This is a genomic window from Myxococcus sp. MISCRS1 (assembly GCF_026626605.1).
Lineage (GTDB): Bacteria > Myxococcota > Myxococcia > Myxococcales > Myxococcaceae > Myxococcus > Myxococcus fulvus.
Window position 1 is genome coordinate 4,285,168 of the sequence record NZ_JAPNKB010000001.1, and the last position, 16,635, is coordinate 4,301,802.

The 16,635-nt window shown below is 68.7% G+C and carries 15 protein-coding genes; 5 read left to right on the forward strand and 10 right to left on the reverse strand.

From position 1 onward, the window contains the following. Positions 1 to 180 precede the first annotated feature (180 nt). Entirely contained in the window at positions 181 to 681 is a 501-nt protein-coding gene (locus tag OWM54_RS16595) for a nuclear transport factor 2 family protein (RefSeq protein WP_267698146.1), read from the reverse strand. Between the two features lie 97 nt (positions 682 to 778). Between OWM54_RS16595 and OWM54_RS16600 the strand changes: the two genes are divergently transcribed. From OWM54_RS16600 to OWM54_RS16610, 3 genes are all read left to right on the forward strand, one after another. Then, the gene (locus OWM54_RS16600; RefSeq protein ID WP_267698147.1) at positions 779 to 1,558 is read left to right on the forward strand and encodes an alpha/beta fold hydrolase; all 780 of its coding nucleotides are present in this window, start codon (positions 779 to 781) and stop codon (positions 1,556 to 1,558) included. Positions 1,559 to 1,663: 105 nt separating this feature from the next. Continuing rightward, complete coding sequence (locus OWM54_RS16605) at positions 1,664 to 2,995, forward strand: AHH domain-containing protein (RefSeq protein ID WP_267698148.1); 1,332 nt, start codon at positions 1,664 to 1,666, stop codon at positions 2,993 to 2,995. 23 nt (positions 2,996 to 3,018) lie between these two features. Further along, complete coding sequence (locus OWM54_RS16610) at positions 3,019 to 3,594, forward strand: imm11 family protein (protein WP_267701136.1); 576 nt, start codon at positions 3,019 to 3,021, stop codon at positions 3,592 to 3,594. A gap of 6 nt (positions 3,595 to 3,600) precedes the next feature. On the opposite strand, the gene OWM54_RS16615 is transcribed toward OWM54_RS16610, so the two are convergent. The 6 genes from OWM54_RS16615 to OWM54_RS16640 all read right to left on the reverse strand — a co-directional run bounded on the left by OWM54_RS16615 (position 3,601) and on the right by OWM54_RS16640 (position 11,592). Beyond that, positions 3,601 to 5,775 carry a caspase family protein gene (locus OWM54_RS16615; RefSeq protein WP_267698149.1) on the reverse strand — a complete coding sequence of 725 codons (2,175 nt, stop codon included), beginning with the start codon at positions 5,773 to 5,775 and terminating at the stop codon, positions 3,601 to 3,603. Positions 5,776 to 5,870: 95 nt separating this feature from the next. Continuing rightward, a complete protein-coding gene (locus OWM54_RS16620; RefSeq protein WP_267698150.1) occupies positions 5,871 to 6,797 on the reverse strand; it encodes a hypothetical protein in 927 nt (308 codons plus the stop codon). 2 nt (positions 6,798 to 6,799) lie between these two features. Continuing rightward, positions 6,800 to 9,520, reverse strand: a complete 2,721-nt coding sequence (locus OWM54_RS16625; RefSeq protein WP_267698151.1) for a TonB-dependent receptor — start codon at positions 9,518 to 9,520, stop codon at positions 6,800 to 6,802. Positions 9,521 to 9,687: 167 nt separating this feature from the next. After that, positions 9,688 to 10,479, reverse strand: a complete 792-nt coding sequence (locus OWM54_RS16630; protein ID WP_223745887.1) for an energy transducer TonB — start codon at positions 10,477 to 10,479, stop codon at positions 9,688 to 9,690. 10 nt (positions 10,480 to 10,489) lie between these two features. Beyond that, positions 10,490 to 10,915: an ExbD/TolR family protein gene (locus tag OWM54_RS16635; protein ID WP_141333083.1), complete on the reverse strand. Its 426-nt coding sequence runs from the start codon at positions 10,913 to 10,915 to the stop codon at positions 10,490 to 10,492. A 2-nt stretch (positions 10,916 to 10,917) separates the two neighbouring features. Next, the gene (locus OWM54_RS16640; protein ID WP_046710965.1) at positions 10,918 to 11,592 is read right to left on the reverse strand and encodes a MotA/TolQ/ExbB proton channel family protein; all 675 of its coding nucleotides are present in this window, start codon (positions 11,590 to 11,592) and stop codon (positions 10,918 to 10,920) included. 156 nt (positions 11,593 to 11,748) lie between these two features. Here OWM54_RS16640 and OWM54_RS16645 point away from each other — a divergent pair, with 156 nt between their 5' ends. Then, positions 11,749 to 12,561, forward strand: coding sequence for an SDR family oxidoreductase (locus OWM54_RS16645; protein WP_223745886.1), 813 nt, complete (start codon positions 11,749 to 11,751; stop codon positions 12,559 to 12,561). Positions 12,562 to 12,615: 54 nt separating this feature from the next. Here the strand turns inward: OWM54_RS16645 and OWM54_RS16650 are convergent, their stop codons facing one another. Then, positions 12,616 to 12,924 (reverse strand): hypothetical protein, encoded by a 309-nt coding sequence (locus OWM54_RS16650; protein WP_267698152.1) that lies wholly within the window; start codon positions 12,922 to 12,924, stop codon positions 12,616 to 12,618. A 161-nt stretch (positions 12,925 to 13,085) separates the two neighbouring features. Here OWM54_RS16650 and OWM54_RS16655 point away from each other — a divergent pair, with 161 nt between their 5' ends. Next, complete coding sequence (locus OWM54_RS16655; protein ID WP_267698153.1) at positions 13,086 to 14,312, forward strand: hypothetical protein; 1,227 nt, start codon at positions 13,086 to 13,088, stop codon at positions 14,310 to 14,312. Between the two features lie 16 nt (positions 14,313 to 14,328). Here OWM54_RS16655 and OWM54_RS16660 read toward each other — a convergent pair whose 3' ends face one another. Beyond that, on the reverse strand, positions 14,329 to 15,927 hold the full coding sequence (locus OWM54_RS16660; protein WP_267698154.1) for a DUF4041 domain-containing protein: 1,599 nt from the start codon (positions 15,925 to 15,927) through the stop codon (positions 14,329 to 14,331). Between the two features lie 411 nt (positions 15,928 to 16,338). Next, on the reverse strand, positions 16,339 to 16,533 hold the full coding sequence (locus OWM54_RS16665) for a hypothetical protein (protein ID WP_267698155.1): 195 nt from the start codon (positions 16,531 to 16,533) through the stop codon (positions 16,339 to 16,341). Positions 16,534 to 16,635: the final 102 nt, after the last annotated feature.

Below are 16,635 nucleotides of genomic sequence, written 5' to 3' on the forward strand. Positions count from 1 at the left end.
TCGTTGCAGCGTCTGGCTTCACACGTGGCGCTGACCCGCGGCCCTTCCTCCGACCACCGGAGAGAAGCGCCACGAGGTGGCCAGTGCAGACCTCGTGCCGGCATGAGGTTCGTCCTGTTCGGGGCCGTTGTCGGCGAGGCCCCCAGGCCGAGATTTCCCACTCAGGGGCTCTGCGACAACTCAGTTCTTCGGCGCGGGCGCCGCAGCGGGCTTCGACGCCTCCGCGATGCGCTTCACCACGTCATCGACGATGTCGTTCGGGATGGGGATGGACAGGTTGTACTGGGCGATCTTCCAGGTGGCGCCGTCCTTCACCAGTACACCGCTGCCACGGCTGGGCCCCAGGTTCGGCGTGTCGAGCACCTCGTCGAACCAGGCCACCTTGCCGTCCTTGGACACGGTGATGTGGCGCGAGGTGGCCTTGAAGGTCCACGCCTTGCCTTTCGAGAAGTAGGGCTTCGCCCACGCGCGGAACTCGTCGCGCGTCCAGCGCTCGGTGGCGTCGGTGCCCAGGTAGACGGCGTCGGGGGTGAAGTACTTGAAGTAGCGCGCCTCGTCCGCCTGGGCGGCGGCCAGGTGCCAGTCATCCAGCACCGTGGTGATGGCGGCCTTCGGGTCAGCGGCCTTGCCCGTCACGGGGGTGGCGGCGAGCACGAACAACAACAGGGAGACAGTGGACACGCGAAGCGACCTCGTCGATGAGAAGTTCGGGGTATGAAGCGGCACGGCCCACCCCCGGGTCAAGCGCACCCGGGCTGGCCAGAAAGGTGTGAGTCGCGTGGTCCTCGAGAGCTTCCAGGTCGGTGAGGGGGATGTGCCCACGGTGCTGCTGCACGGCTTCCTGGGCACGGGGCGCAACCTGCGCTCGCTGGCGACGGCGTGGAGCGCGGCGGACCCTCGGCGCCGCTTCCTCCTCCCGGACCTCACCGGCCATGGCGCCTCCCCTGTCCCGCCGCCCAGCTCGGACCTCTTCAGCGTGGCGCGCGACGTGGTGGACACCGCGCGGGCCCAGGGCTTCAGCGGCGCGCTCCACTGGGTGGGCCACTCGCTCGGAGGCCGCGTGTCGCTCGCCGCCAGCCTCCACGTCCCGGAGGCGGTCGCCCACGTCTCGCTGCTAGACATCGCGCCGGGCCCCGTGCCGTACGACCTGTCCGACAGCGGCATGGTGCTGGGCATCCTCCTCCAGGCGCCGCCGCGCGCGCCCAACCGCAAGGACATGCGCGCCGAGCTCACCTCGCGTGGACTGTCCGACCATCTGGCCGACTGGCTGGTGATGAATCTGATGCCAGAGGGGGACGGCGTGCGCTGGCGCTTCGACCGGCAGGCGCTCGCGGAGCTGCACTCGCGCGTCAACGGCACGGACCTGTGGGCCGCGGTGGAGCGTCCGGACCGTCCGCCCATGCGCGCTGTTCGAGGAGGCCGCTCGCGCTACGTCTCCGACGCCGAGGCCGCGCGCCTGGAGGCCGCTGGTTGCCCGGTGACGACGTTCCCCAACGCCGGCCACTTCGTCCACGTGGACTCGGCCAAGGAACTGCTGGAGTGGCTCCTGCGCGAGTGAGGCCCTGCTCGAAGCCAGGGCCTTGAGGAGGCGACATGTGGAGCACACACCCGGCACTCAACGATGATGCCCGCGCATTGCTGGCGACTCGCCGGGGGATTCTCCATGTGGCTCCGCAGAGCACTACCGCTGCTCGTGATGATGTGTATCCCTGGCTGTGCGACGAGCCGGGTCGTGCGGCTGGAGACGGAGCACGGCTCCGTGACGCTCACCCCGTACGAAGACGTCGGCGGTGAGGTCGAAGAAGCCAGAATCGACGACGCTGAGTTCGAGGAGTCACTGGCGGCGCTGGCCCGGGACGTTCCGCCCTTCCGCCATCCCATGAAGGAGGCACGGGAGCTCTTCGGCGTGCCCACACGCAGCGGTGTGTACCGGTACGAGCGCGGTCCATCACGGCTCATTCCCCAGTCCCAGGAGGATGGGGCGGGCCCCCACCTGCTCGAGTCCTATACGGACGACGAGCTGACGCGCGCCTATGGCCAGTGGTGCGAACGACGTGACCAGCCCGGAGACTGCTTACGTCTGCTCGATGAAGGCCCTCTATTGGCCAGCGATGGCAAGTACACGCTGGCGCTGGCCATCGCCCTCGGCTCCGTATGGGAAGCGTCGCTGGAGGCCCTCGATGACATGACGGACCCGAGCGCGGTCATGGCCACCCTCACCTCCGCGGTGACCATGTACCTGCTGCTCTGGGCGCTCCCCGAGCCCGTGTCCAAGGGCGTCGCGGCCACGTTGACGGCCCTTGCCATCGCCTACCTCGGCGTGGACACGGTGTGGAGCCTGCTGGATGGATGGCTGACGCTGGTCCGCGCGGTCGACCAGGCCAGGACCTTCGAGCAACTCCACTCGGCCGGCGAGTCCTACGGCGAAGTCCTCGGGGAGAACTCAGCACGCGTCTTCTTGATGTTGGCCACGGCCGCCATCGGCAACACGGCCGGACTCGCGGCGAAGGCCCCTCGACTCCCAGGTTCGGCGCAGGCAGCCCTCGCCGTGGAGACCCAGGCCGGCTTCCAATATGCGGCGGTGGGAAGCGTCCGGTCCATCGCGCTCACTTCGGAGGGATTCACCGTCGCACTCGCGCCGAATGCGCTGGCCATGGCGAACCAGGGCATGGGCAAGCCCCAGAAGCATCACATCGCCACGAACAAGAACGATGTCTCCACGGCGCGAGGAGGACCTTGGACACCACGATTCCGAAGACTCTTCACTCGGGCTGGAATGGAACTGAAAGATCCCGAGAACATCGTCAAGGTCGCAGGTCACAAAGGGCCGCACCCTGAGCGGTATCACGACTATGTCTTCGTGCGACTCACGGAAGCACTTGGAGACTGCAGTCAGATCACAACCTGTCGAAATCTCCTGACGAACGAACTGCGCAAACTCGCCAAGGAAGTACAGACCCCTGGAGCAAAGCTCAACCGGCTCCTCACTCAGTGAGCACCGGGTTCTTGAGGCACCTCATGCTGAAACACGTCCGATACTTCAGGCTCAAGGAAGACATGCGGAGCGGTAACTGGTCCCTGGGAGACCCTCTGGACAGCTTGGGGCACGAGCCGGAGAGCTTCCGGGAGTTCACGTCAGGCCGTCCAGCTCGGGCCCAGGGGCGACTGACGCTCCCCATCGATGAGCCCGGAAGACGACTGGAGTACTGCACGGCTGGGGCGAGCCTGACGCCCGTTGTCCACGTCCGGGTGGCCACACTCTTCGCGGAACTGGCTCCCGACGACGTGCAACTCCTCCCCGTGGACATCGAAGGGTGCCCTGACGAGTACCTCGTTCTCGTGGCCACGAAGCTCATCCGCTGCATCGACGACCAGGCTTCGGAAGAGGTCATGTACTGGAAGCCGGAAGACGACCGCCCGGACAAGCTCGGCCAGTACCGCAGCGTCTTCGGCATGAAGATCGACCCCACGAAGGTCGGCACCACCAAGGTTTTCCGGACCTGGGGATGGTCGTCCATCCTCATCGTCTCCGAGGACCTCAAGGTGGCCCTGGAGCGAGCCAAGGTCACCGGGGCCGCGTTCGAGGAGGTCTGACTCGCGTCAGATGCGCACGCCCAGGAACAGGCCGGGCCACATGCGCGTGCCGGAGGCCCCTCGGCCCGTCTGCCACTGCGGCATCCACGTCACGTCCTCGTCCGGGTCCTCTTCGGGCGGCTTGTAGGCGTTCAGCGACAACCCGCCGAACACCGCGAAGCGCCGCTTGAGCTCCCAGCCGAAGCTCGCGCGCAGCCGATACAGGTTGTTCGGCATCCCCTCCTCGAACAACTGCGGCGTCCACCCGCCCAGCGAGAGGTCCAGGTCCACGTAGTAGCGGTCCGCCGCCCCCACCGGCAGGTGCACCCCCACGCCCAACGACTTGAAGGTCCGCCACGAATCCTTCCACGGCGACACCCCCGCGCTCGCAATCACATGCACCGTGCGACTGCCGTACTTCACTCCCACCGACAACGGAGAGACCTCGTCCGCCCAGATTTCGAACGCGATGCGCCCCTTGCGCACCAGGCTCAACAAGCCGATGGGCACCGACACGTCATCCGCGATGTTGATGAGCCCCAGTTGCACCCCCTTCACGTTCCCCGCCACGTTGATGAAGCCCACCTGCGCGCCCGACACACTGCCCGCCAGGTTGAAGAGCCCCACCTGCGCTCCCGTCAGCCGCTCCACCATGTTGACGCCCACCGCGAGCTGCGAGCCCTGCATCTGCTCGTCCGCGCGGTTGCCCACCACTGAGAGCTGCAGCCCACTGAACGCCCGCTCCGAGTAGTTCACCACCGCCGCCATCTGCGCCCCCGTCGCCCCACCGAAGGCCAGGTTGCCACCCACCGCCAGCTGGAGCCCCAACACCTCGCCCCCCGTCACGTTGGCGATGCCCGCCACCTGCGCCCCCTCCATCGTCCCATCCACCCACCCCAACCCTCCCGCCACCCCCACCCCACGCAACTGGAACGAGCGCACCGCCAGCCCCCCCAACGCCAGGTGGTTGAGCCCACCCCCACCCCACAGCGACGTCGTCGACAGCGGAGGCACCAGCGACAGGTTCACCGGCACCGACGGCAAATCCTCCCGCGCACCCGAGGACTCCTGCGCGAGCGGCACATCCGTCACCACGCCCCCACGCGACACCGTGCGCGTCAGCGTCACCGGGACGAAGTCCCCCACCCGCAGCTCCGCGCCCCCCTTCACCCCCACCACCAGCTCCGCCTCGAAGCGCTGCGACGGACGCTCCAACGTGACGTGGTAGCGCCCCGGCTCCAACCCCAACGACAGCCTGCGCCCCAACGGCTTCCGCAGCTCGGCCACCAACTGGTTGCCCCAGTCGCGCACGAACAGCCGCCCGTGCACCTCCTCGGCAATCCCCAGACGCGCGCTCGAGCCGCGCAGGTCCGTCATCACCAACTCGCCACTGCCCGCCAGCTGGATGTCATAGGCGGCGTGCTGCGGCCCACCCTGCGAGCGCTCCGTGCGCGCCAGCGTCTCGTGGAACGCGAACTGATACGCCTCGTGCAACGTGACGCGCCCGTCCCCGGACGTGTCCGCCGCCCCGCGCAGCCCCGTCACCAGGAAGTGCGTGAAGAACGACGCGCCGATGGTGTCCGACTCCTGCGCCACCTCGTCCGCGGAGCTGGAGGCCAGGTACGCATGCCCCCGCACCTGCGCGGACGCGTCCGTGAGGAACGAGGGCCGCCTGAGCCCACCCTTGTAGCGCGTGAGCGCGCCCGAGCCGCACGAGTCCAGGATGGCGATGCGCACGTCCACCGGCACGCGGGACATCCGCTTGCGCAAATCGTCGTAGGAGACGCGCTCGCCGCGCGGCAACAGCCCGTCCGCGTCCGAGTGGCCCGAGTAGTACACCACCAGCTCGCGCCGGAGCCCCGGCACGGCGGCGGCCTCCACCAGCGTCACGAGCCGCTCGAGCGCGGCCAGCAACGCGCCCCGGTCCGCCTCCAGCAACAGCACCTGGTCGGCCGAGGCCACGCCGCCCAGCTCCTGCAGTACCCGCGACATCGCCAGGGCATCCGAGCCCGCGTAGCGCAAGCGCTCGCGCCCCGGGCCGCCCTCACTGGAGCCCGCGATGAGCGCGAAGCGGCGCAACGTGGCGTCGGGCGCCTCGTCACGACGGGCCGCGTGGGCCTCACGCATCCACACGCCCAGCACCCACATGGCCAACACGCAGGCCACGCGTCCCCACCGGCGCGCTGTGCTCCCACTCATCATCCGCGTCCCACTTCCGCTCCAGCTCCGGCCCGGCCTCGCGCGAGCACCGGGCATACCCCGGATGGCTGCCCCCTTGCGAGCCATCCGCTACCACGTCACGGCGTCCAGCGCGCCCGACGGACGAGCCAGGAGCTGCCTCCCCGCCCGTCTCGCACCACCGCCCAGAAGGTGACCTCCTGTGCCACCCCGTCCTTCTCCGGCGGCTCCCACTCCGTGCGGTGGCGGCCCGGCTGCCCGTTGAACTCCACGCTCTCCGTCTCCTCCACGGAGAACTTCCCCAACGTCGCGTGCCAGGTGATGGCCCAGGACTCCTTGAGCTGCACCGCCTCCTTGCGGAACCCCGGCACCACGTACGACTCCTCGAGCGCGGAGATGTCATTGGCGCGCACCACGAAAGGCCCCTGCCCCTGGAGCTCGGGCAGCGCCTCCGCGTCCCACGCCGCGTCGTCCAGCGTGAGCCCCTGCAGCCGAGGCTGCTGGTTGGGCGCCATGCCCGGCACCAGCGGACACGTGAAGACCATCAGCTTCTGCGCGTAGACGCCCTCCTCGCCCGCGGTGACGTGCAGCACCAGCGGCATGCGCAGGCCCCCGAAGCCCTGGTACGGGTCCGCCTCGCGCACCGCGTCCAGCAAGAGCGTCCCGTCCGCGAGCTGCGAGGCGCCCGGCCGGATGGGCAGCACCAGCTCGCCCGCCGTCGTGGTGCCCCGCGCCAGCTCCACGCGCTTCGAGGCGTCCTCGCAGAGCGAGTCCTCCGGGTCCGCGCAGGCCGTCAGCGTGTAGGCGATGGAGCGCCCCTGTCCCGCAGGGTCCACCAGCAGCGCCCGATAGGACACCTGCTCGGTGAGCACCTCCAGCGCCTCCGCGGTGGGCTCGCACGTCGGAGCCATCAGCTCCGGGCGCTCCACGGCGATACCCAGCACGCGCAGGTCGCGCACGTGGGATGAGTGGTCATCCGGGTCGACGCAGGCCACCGCGCCCAGCGCCATCAACAACAGTCCGCCACACTTGAACCAGGTCCCCATGGTCAGAAGCTCCCTTTCACGCCCAGCACGGGGAGGATGGGGATGCCGGGAATCTCCATCTCCTTGCGGTAGCGGTAGTCGTTGAAGACGAACTCGACGTTCTCCGCGTTGTAGAGGTTCTGGACGTCCAGGTAGAGCGCGAGCGTCCAGTTGTCGAAGCGCCAGCCCTTCTCCACGCGCACGTCGAGCTGATGGAAGCTCGAGGCCCGCCCGGAGAGATAGCGCCCGTACGACGGCGAGTAGTTGTTCGAGTCCGAGTTGTAGATGTCATGCGGATGCACCAGCGGCGTCACCGGACGGCCGGTGGTGAGGCGGAAGCGCCCGCCCAGCTCCCAGCCGTTGCCGAGCACGTAGTTGGCCACCAGCGTGAGGATGTGGGTCTGGTCCCAGGGGCTAGGGCCGTAGGTCTCCTCGCCCACGCCCGGCAGGCCGTCATCCCCGAGCGGGTTCTCGGCGCGGGGCTTGAGGCCCGCGCGGCCATCCTCGGCGTGGCTGAGGGTGTAAGACAGCCAGCCGTACCACTTGTCGGTGGCGGAGGCGCGCTCCTTCTTCACCATCAACTCCACGCCGTACGCCTTGCCGATGCCCATGTTGACGAAGCGGTCCTGGACGAAGCTGCCGTTGTCCGAGGGGCGCACGTCACCCGGAGACACCACGTTCTCGAAGCGGCGGTTGAAGAAGCCCGTGACGTCCACGTTCCACACGTCGCTGAGGCGCTGCTCCACGCCGAGGCTGGACTGGAAGGCGCGCTGGTAGCCGAGCAGCGGGTTGCCGTACGGGGCGAAGACGAACTGGAAGGTGTCCGCCGGCTGGCTGTAGAGGCCGAGCGAGCCCTTGAAGGCGGTGCGCTCGCTGAACCCGTAGCGGACCCACAGGCGCGGGTCCAACAGGAAGTTGCGCGTGCCGCCCACCTTCTGGAAGTTGCCGCGCACGCCCGGCGTGATGGTGACGGGGCCGAGCTTCAGGTCCGCCTCCGCGAAGAGCGCGCCGTCGAAGCCGTTGATGGTGCGCTTCTCGTAGATGAGCTCCGAGACGGGCTCCGAGCCCGGGAAGGGCACGTACTCGGCCCCGCCCACGGAGGGGGCCTGCACGTCGATCTTCACGTGGTCGAAGTAGACGTCCAGACCCGTGCGCACGGTGAGCAGCGAGGAGACGTCCAGGGCCATCACCTCGCGCGCGCCCAGCGAGTAGATGGTGTCGTCCTCGATGTAGTTGCCGAAGGAGATGTCGAAGTAGTCCACGCCCACGTACGGCGTGAAGACGGAGCTGAAGTTGCCCTTGCGGTACGTCCAGTCGCCCTTCACGCGGTGGAAGCGCGTGTGCGTGTTCAGCTCGATGTCCGCGGAGGACTCCTCGCCGCCGGTGACCAGGCGCAGCTTGTCGTCACTGCCGAAGGCCATGACGTAGCCGGTGCTGCGCGCCGCGCCGGGCTCCGGGGTGGAGCCGCGCGGGGCGCCGAAGTCCAGCCGGAGCTGGTAGTCCCAGTACACCGGGACGATGGAGAGCGTGGTGCCCTCGTCCTTGGGCAGCACCGCGGGGAGGATGGTGTCGATGTACGAGCGCCTGGCGGACGCCGCCACGCTGATGCCGTCGGTGATGGGCGCCTCGAGGAAGAAGCCCGCGTCGAGCAGGTCCACCTTCACCGAGCCGTGCACCGTGTCCGCCGCGCCCTTGCGCGTCGTCACGTCCACCACGCCGCCCACCGCGCGGCCGTACTGGCTGCCGTAGCCGCCCGGGAAGAAGTCGAGCGAGTCGATGAACTCGGCGTTCACCACCGACGGGCCGCCGAGCAGGTGGAAGAGGTTGGGGATGCGCACCCCGTCCATCAGCGTCGCCGTCTGGCCCGGGTTGGAGCCGCGCACCAGCAGGTCCCCCGAGATGAACGGCGCGCGCGCGACACCGGGCAGCGTCTGGAGGACGCGGATGGGGTCACCGAAGGTGCCCGGCGTCTTCTGCGCCTCCTCGCGCGTCACCGTGCGGCGGACCACCTCCTTCTTCGGGCGGTCCGAGCGCACCACCGTCTCGAAGGCGCTCCCGGCCGGGGCCAGGTAGAAGTTCACCTCCGTGGTCTCGTTCGCCTTCAGCGTCTCCTTCGTCTGGTAGAGCTGGTAGCCGGAGGCGACGACGCGCACCGCGCACTCCCCCGGGGGCACCTCGAGGGTAAAGCGGCCGTCCGCGTCCGACACGGCCTCCGCCGCGTCCGCGTCGTCGCCACAGCGCACGGTGGCGCCGGCCACGCGCGAGCGGCTGCCGCGCGAGATGAGCTGACCGGTGAGGACGGCCTTGGGCTGCTCGGGCTCCTCGGTGGCGGCGCCCTCGGCGGGGGCCTTCGGGGTGAGGGTGAAGTGGTAGACGTACTCGACCTGCACGGGCGCGGGCACGCCGTCGACCTCGGCGGGCGAGAAGCGGAACTGGCGCACGGCGGCGAGCGCGGCCTCGTCAAAGCCATGGCCCGCGGGCTCGGTGGGCTGCACGTCGGAGACGCTGCCGTCCTCGGCGATGGTGATGATGAGGCGCACCGAGGCGGTGAGGCCCTGCGCGAGCGCCTCCGGCGGATACACGGCCTCCACGGGCTGCACCAGCGCGGGCGGCCTGGTGATTTGAGGCTGGGCCGCGGCTTGCGCGCCCGGGGCCGGAGGCGTGGGCGCCTGGGCGAGCACCGGAGTCGCCACCCACAGGGAGGCGGCGGCGAGCGCGGCGCGGGCATTCACATTCGAGGACATAGGTCTTTCAGGAGCGGGGACGTGGAGACGGGGTGTGGGCTCCCGCCGGCAAAGGGACGGAGTGAGGGTGTGCTGGAGGAGTCGGCGGGCAGTTCCGGGCCGTGGATGTGGATGAGGCCCACCGATGCATCTCCTCGCTCCGGCCCTCTCCCAGCGGGAGCGGGGGTTCAGTCGAGCAGGAAGGTATAGGCGTACTTCATCTCCGTGGACACGGCCTCGCCGCCCTTGAAGGCGGGACGGAAGCGGAAGCGGAGGATGGCGTTGCGCGCGGCCTCCTCCAGTCCGTGCCCCGGCCCGTTGAGCACGCGCGCATTCACCACGCGGCCCTCCGGGTCGATGGTGATGGACAGCGTCACCGTTCCCTCGACGCCCAGCCGGCGCGCCTCCTCGGGATAGGGGACCTTCACCTCGCTGGCGAGCTGCGGCTCACGGTCCACCTGGTAGATGGGCGTGTACTTCGGCGCGCTGTAGGCCTTCACCTCTTGCGGCGCCTTGGCCTTGTCGGCGGTGCGGCCGTAGAGCGTGTTGCCCACCGGGGCCGCGAAGCCTCCGGCGCTGGTGGTGGAGGACAGGGACATGCCCACCACCAGGGGCGCGGGCTTCGCGCTCGGCGGCGGCGTCTCGTTGGGCGGCGGCGGGGCCTCCGTGGGCGGAGGCGGCAGGGGCCTGGGGGCCTGGGCCACCTTCACCGGCGGGGGCTTCACGCGCACCTTGGGCGGCGGGGGCGGCTCGGGCTTGGGCTCCTCCTTCACCTCGGGCGGCGGAGGCGGCGGCTTCGTCACCTCCACCATCACCAACTCCACGGGCCGCTGCGGCGCGGCGCGCTCGGGAGGACGGGTGTGCAGCACCACCAACCCCAACCCGTGCAGCGCGAGCGAGCCCGCGACGAACCCCACGAACAACCCGTTGCCGCCCCGGCGGGGCAACACGAACTCACTGTCGAGCGCGCTCGTACTCATGGCCTTCACGTCAGCCCCGCGGCGCGGGCGCGGCGTCCTTCTCGATGTTGAGGGCGAACTTGGCGATGCCCTGGCCCTTCACCGTGTCGATGAGGCGCATCACCTGGCCGTACGCGATGGTCTGGTCGGCGCTGATGATGGCGCGCGTGTCCTTGTCCTTGGCCACCGCCTCCGCGACCTTGGCGGACAGCTCCGGCTCGGTGACGAGCGCGCCGTCGAAGTAGAGCTTGCCCTCCTTGTCGAGCACCACGTTGACCAGGCCCTGCACCGTCTCGCCGCCGTTGGCCGCGCGGGGCAGGTCCACCTCCACCGTCTCGCGGACGATGAAGTTCGCCGTCACCATGAAGATGATGAGCAGCACCAGCACCACGTCCACCAGCGGCGTGACGTTGATGCCCGTGATTTCCTCTTCGTTCTCCTGCGCGCCTCCGGCCATGGCTAGCGGGCCTCCGCGCGCAGGCTGCCGACCAGGGCGTGGCCCAGGGCGTTGGCGCGACTGGTGAGCGTCTTGAGCTGACGGTTGAAGATGTTGAAGGCGACGACAGCGGGAATCGCGACGGCCAGGCCCACGGCCGTGGCGACGAGCGCCTCGGAGATGCCGCCCATCACCGTCTGCTGGATGGCCGCGCCCTTCACGTTGCTGGCGCCCAAGTCGTTGAACGCCTTGATGATGCCGAGCACCGTGCCGAACAGGCCGATGAACGGCGCGTTGTTGCCCAGGGTGCCCAGGAAGGAGAGGAAGCGCTCATACTGGGGACGCTCGCGGGCCATGGTGGAGGCGATGACCTGCTCCACGGTGTCGGCGCCTTGCTCGCTGGAGGCCAGGCCCTCGCGGATGATGGCCGCCTCCATGCCGCGCTTGCCCTGGATGGCCACGCGCACCGCCTCGTGCTCGCCGCGCGCCAGCCGCACCGCCAGCGCCTCCGAGTCCGCCAGCCGGTACCGGGCGAAGTACACCGCGCGCTCCAGCATGATGCCGATGGACAGCACCGACAGGCACACCAGGATCCAGAGCACCCACTCGGCGGAGGTGAGCGTGAAGCCGAGCAGCTTGCTGCTGAGCCACCCGAGGTTCTCCGCGTGAGCCTGGGCGATGACCGCGATGGACGACATGGTGTTCCTTCCCCTCGTGAAATGCGTTGGCGCGACTGGAACACCGGGGGCGCCAGGAAGTGTCACCCGGTCGATTCACGGTGGATCTGAACCCCTGTGCGTGGGTGTAGGCCCCAGGGCAGGCGCCCCTCGACGGGCCGTTCCTGCGAGGTGAGAATGCGGGCCATGCAAGGCAAGTGCGTGGTCGTGACGGGTGCCTCCATGGGCATCGGCGAGGAGCTGTCGGTGGCGCTGGCGGCGCGGGGCGCGAACCTGGTGCTGGCGGCCAGGAGCGAGGAGGCGCTCCAGCGGGTGAAGCAGCGGTGCGAGGCGGCAGGGGGCAAGGCCGTGGCGGTGGCCACGGACGTGGGGGACCCGGAGGCGTGCCGGCGGATGGTGGAGAAGGCGGTGGAGGCCTTCGGCGGCGTGGACGTGCTCGTCAACAACGCGGGCATCTCCATGGACGCGAAGTTCGAGGACGTCACGGACCTGGGCATCTTCGAGCGGCTGATGCGCATCAACTACCTGGGCGCGGTGTACTGCACGCACGCGGCGCTGCCCTATCTGAAGGCGCGGCGTGGGTTGTTGGTGGCGATTTCGTCCCTGACGGGGAAGACGGGCGTGCCCACGCGCACGGGCTACGCGGCGAGTAAGCACGCGATGCACGGGTTCTTCGACTCGCTGCGCGTGGAGCTGATGGGCACGGGGGTGGATGTCACGGTGGTGTGTCCCGGCTTCGTGTCCACCAACGTGCGCGCCAACGCGCTGGGCAAGGACGGCAAGCCGCTCCAGGTGAGCGCCCATGACGAGAGCGAGGGCAACAACATGGACGTGGCCACCTGCGTGGCCATCATCCTGCGCGCCATGGACCAGCGCGAGCGCGAGGTGGTGATGACCACCAAGGGCAAGGTGGGTCAGTACCTCAAGCTGTTCACCCCGGGCCTCTTGGACCGCATCGTGTTCAAGACCATCCAGGACCGGCGGCGGTAGGGCGCGCGGGCCCCGGTCCACCGTGACGGCGGTGGACCGGGAGGCCGTCCGTGGCTAGCAGCCGCAGATGCGCTTGCGCGTGGTGGTACAGGCGCCGTTCGCGTCACAACAGGTCGTGGTGAGGATCGCGAACCGGTCGAGCGCTCCCAGCTCGCACCGTCCCACGTTGCACGTGCCCCAGGTCTCCGTGCACGTCACCGCGGCCTGGGACACCTGGCCCTCGGAGAGGTCCTCGGGGAGCGCCTCCTCCTCCGGGACAGGGCCACCACAGCCAACGACAGACAGCGCCACCGCGCACATCAGCCATCGCAGGTTCTTCATCGTGTCTCCCGTGCCGTCCGCATCCGTGCGGACGTCAGACATTACGAACCCATACTCGGGGTATTGCAAGGCGTCCGCGGCCTGGGGCATCACAGTCCGGCTGAAGACCTCTGTCCCGTGCGAAATCGCAGGCCGGCTGACGTACTGACTTCCTCTTCAGGCCCGCGATAGAGCGTTCACGTTCACGAGATGAGGCCTGGACCATGAATGCATCACGTCGGGGCCTGTGCGCCCTGTTGCTCTGCTCCCTCGGACTGGCCTGTGGCGAGGCCAACATCATGAAGGACCCGCCCGATGTCGTGGATTCGGGCACACAGCCACCGGACGGGGGCGGGCCTGATGCCGGTCCGGGTGATGCTGGTGCTCCAGACTCGGGGACTCCGGATGCGGGGGTTCCGGACGCGGGCGGGCCCGACTCCGCGCCCATCACGAGCGCCCGGGTCTTCTTCTCCGGACACAGCCTGCTCGACAACCCCATGCCCGACCACTTCGCGGACATCGCCGCGAGCAAGGGCAAGGACTCCAAGTGGAACCAGCAGAATGTGATTGGTTCACCCATCCGGGTGCGGACCTGGGGCAACGGGGGCTGGGAGGGGTATCGCAGCGGGAAGAACCGCGAGGGCTCCGGCATGGACGTGGTGCAGGAGCTCTTGTCCCCCCGGACGCTGGGCACGGGCGAGAAGTACGACACCCTGCTCATCACCGAGCGGCACGACCTGCTGGGCACCATCGAGTGGGAGAACACCATCGGCTATCTGCGGCACTTCCATGACCGGTTGATTGCCGGCAACCCGCGGGCCGTCACGTATTTCTATCACACGTGGTTGGACATCGATAAAGCCAACCCCTCGCGGTGGATTGCCTATGAGAAGAACGCGCGGGTCGCGTGGGAGTGTGTGTCTTCGAAGGTGAACCTCACGCTGCAGGCCGAGGGGCGGGCGGACCGCGTGCGTGCGCTTCCGGGTGGCGCGGCGCTGGTGGACCTGGTGGAGCGGGTCATCGCGGGCGAGGTGCCGGGCATCACGGGGACGACGTCGCAGCGGCTCAACGTGCTCTTCAGCGACAACGTCCACCTGACGAACCTGGGCGCGTACTTCATGGCCGCGGTCCACCATGCCTCCGTGTTCCGGTCCTCGCCCGAGGGGGCCGCGGGGCCCGCGGGTGCGAACGCGGCCACGGTGCAGGCGCTCCAGCGCATCGCGTGGAACTTCGTGAGCGCGTACTACGCGCAGCCGAGCGCGGGCGAGCGGACGATGGCGGACTGCCGCACGCGCATCCCGGCGGAGGTATGTCCGGGCTTCTGGGAGTCTCGGGGGGAGCCGGGGAACACCGCGGGCTGCCAGCGGTACTTCGGCAACGCGAATCCGGGCCAGGGGGGCAATCCGTTCGTCTGGCCGGACCCGAACTGGCAGCCGCTGCCGGCGCCGTAGGCGGGGCGCGGGAGCGTCATCCCGCGAGCTCGGCGCCACGGGTGGCTTCGAGGCGCATCGCGTCCTGCGCCTCGAGCTGCTTCTTGAGCCAGGTGCTCTCCTCGAAGGACTGGCTCTGCATGGAGCGCTCGACGGCCTGCGTCTCCCGGTACTCCCGGGCCTCGGAGGTCATCGTCCACTGGGTCTGCAGGCCCATCTCGTCGACGACCTGTCGGATGTCACGGAGCGCGACCCGGAAGAACTCCTTGCGGGGATTGACCTTGTTGACCTGGGCCCGGACGAAGCGCTTGTGCAGCTCGCGCTCGAGGGAGGGGGCGTCCTCGCTGTGGATGAGGGCGTGCACGTCGAACTCGAAGGGCACGCTCGCATCCCCCAGCTCCCGGATGCGGTCCAGCGGCTCCAGCCGGCGGGTGAGCCCGACCTTGAAGACGTCCTCGCCGAAGGAGCCGATGTTGGAGATGACGTAGACATGGCCTGTCTTCGTCTGCTGGGCCATGGAGAGGGCTCGCTTGTTCTTCTCCTCCGCCTCCTGGAGCTTCAGGGCGAGCTCGGCGAGCTTCTCCTCGTATCTGGCCTTCTGCGCGTCCCCCGCCTTCTCGAACTCGCTCCGGGCCTTCTCCATCGCCTTGCGAAGGACGTCTTCTTCCTTCTCGGCCTCCCGCTGGGCGCGCTCGAATTCCCGCTGGGCCTTCTCCTCCTCGCGGATGCGCTCCTTGATGAGCCGCTGCTCCTCGCGCTCCTTCAGCTTCAGCTCGTTGACCACCACGGCCCACTTGAGCTCATCGAGGCGTACGTTCAGGTAGTCCAGCTGGATTCGTGCCTCCCGGAAGGCCTGCCCGTTGTGGTTCACGACGCTGAAGGCGTCGCGCACCTTCTGTGAGAGCGTGCCGTGGTTGTCGTGGCGGACGTCCGCGAGGATGGAGTCCACCTTGCCATTGAAGGCGTCGAGGACGAACTCGATGGCGGTGGCGCGGCGGTGGGCCTCCGCGTAGTTGCAGGTGGCCGCCTTGCCCGTGCGAATCATCGAGCGCATCTTCTCGCGGGAGGCCTTGAGCCTGGCACCGGCGTCGGTGAAGCCGAACTGCTCTGCCAGTTCGTCGAGCACGCCCTGGGTGGGTTCGAGGTAGCGGTCTCCGTATCCCTCGATGATGTTGCGCATCGCCGTGGCGGTCTGTTCCAGCTGCTTCGATTTCTGGATGGCCGTGAAGGCCTCGCCAGCGATCTCCTGTGCGCGCTTGTTCGCGGACTCGATGAGCCGGCTGGCCTCGCGGCTCGCATCCGCGAGGGAGCCTTCGGCACGCTTGCGAATCTCCGCCGCGTCCACATCGGCACGGCTTCGCAGGGAAGCGGCTTCCGTTGAAGCGCTGGCCAGGACCTCGGCGGCGCTCTTCTCGGCTTCGTCTCGCAGCGTCGCCACGTGGGCTTCCACGTCGATGATGGCCTGGTACTTCTCGAGCACGCGATTGCGCTCACGCAGGGCGGAGAGCTGCCGCTCACCCTCATCCTTCACCGAACGAAGTGTCGCCTCCGCATCCTTCTTCAGCCCGACGAGGACGGAGAGCGCGATGAACTCCGCGAACGCCACCGCCAGGAGCAGCAGACACCACCCGGTCATACAGGGGCCCCCTTCCAGCAATGAGTCACGCCAGCATCGAGCGGAGCCTCATCACCAGCCATACCACCCGAGGGGTAGAGACAGAGAGCGGGTGGCAGGTCCTTCGGGGACCTGCTGGAATGAGGACGCCAGGAAGACCTCCTCCATGCCGACTCCCCATCGATACTTCAGGCTCAACGAAGCCGTGCAGGCAGGGAACTGGTACCTGGGGACCCCGTTGGATGAGCGCGGGCACGAGTTGGAAGACCTCCGGGAGTTCACGTCGGGGCGCGCCGCCCATCCGAGGGGCCGACTGACGATTCCTGTGTTGCCCTCATTGTCTCCGAGGACATCAAAACGGCCCTGGAGCGAGCGAACGTCACGGGCGCCGAGTTCGAAGAGGTCTGACCTCGCTCCAGGACCGCCGTCGACTCACGGCCCGTCGAGCACCGCCAGCATCCGTGGCAGCACGTCGTAGAACGCGTAGTTCCAGCAACTGAAGTTGTGGCCCCCGTCACAACCGAACGGCTTCTGTCCCGGCAACGGCCGGCCATACATCTCGCAGTGATGCGGCACCCCCGCCGCGTTCAGCGCAGGGTGGAAGCGGTCCGTCGCCGCCCCCGACACGCGCCGCCGTCCCTATGGTTCACAATACCCAGTCAAATACCAAACCCTGCCCTGAACTTCGCAATCGCCTCGACAAGACTGGCGCACGGCTCCGACCGCTCC

What these genes read in the sequence shown, in the direction of transcription:
- OWM54_RS16605 (WP_267698148.1), top strand. Translation starts at nt 1,664, where the DNA reads ATGTGGCTCCGCAGAGCACTACCGCTGCTCGTGATGATGTGTATCCCT.
- OWM54_RS16610 (WP_267701136.1), top strand. Translation starts at nt 3,019, where the DNA reads ATGCTGAAACACGTCCGATACTTCAGGCTCAAGGAAGACATGCGGAGC.
- OWM54_RS16615 (WP_267698149.1), bottom strand. Translation starts at nt 5,775, where the DNA reads ATGATGAGTGGGAGCACAGCGCGCCGGTGGGGACGCGTGGCCTGCGTG.
- OWM54_RS16620 (WP_267698150.1), bottom strand. Translation starts at nt 6,797, where the DNA reads ATGGGGACCTGGTTCAAGTGTGGCGGACTGTTGTTGATGGCGCTGGGC.
- OWM54_RS16625 (WP_267698151.1), bottom strand. Translation starts at nt 9,520, where the DNA reads ATGTCCTCGAATGTGAATGCCCGCGCCGCGCTCGCCGCCGCCTCCCTG.
- OWM54_RS16630 (WP_223745887.1), bottom strand. Translation starts at nt 10,479, where the DNA reads ATGAGTACGAGCGCGCTCGACAGTGAGTTCGTGTTGCCCCGCCGGGGC.
- OWM54_RS16635 (WP_141333083.1), bottom strand. Translation starts at nt 10,915, where the DNA reads ATGGCCGGAGGCGCGCAGGAGAACGAAGAGGAAATCACGGGCATCAAC.
- OWM54_RS16640 (WP_046710965.1), bottom strand. Translation starts at nt 11,592, where the DNA reads ATGTCGTCCATCGCGGTCATCGCCCAGGCTCACGCGGAGAACCTCGGG.
- OWM54_RS16645 (WP_223745886.1), top strand. Translation starts at nt 11,749, where the DNA reads ATGCGGGCCATGCAAGGCAAGTGCGTGGTCGTGACGGGTGCCTCCATG.
- OWM54_RS16650 (WP_267698152.1), bottom strand. Translation starts at nt 12,924, where the DNA reads ATGTCTGACGTCCGCACGGATGCGGACGGCACGGGAGACACGATGAAG.
- OWM54_RS16655 (WP_267698153.1), top strand. Translation starts at nt 13,086, where the DNA reads ATGAATGCATCACGTCGGGGCCTGTGCGCCCTGTTGCTCTGCTCCCTC.
- OWM54_RS16660 (WP_267698154.1), bottom strand. Translation starts at nt 15,927, where the DNA reads ATGACCGGGTGGTGTCTGCTGCTCCTGGCGGTGGCGTTCGCGGAGTTC.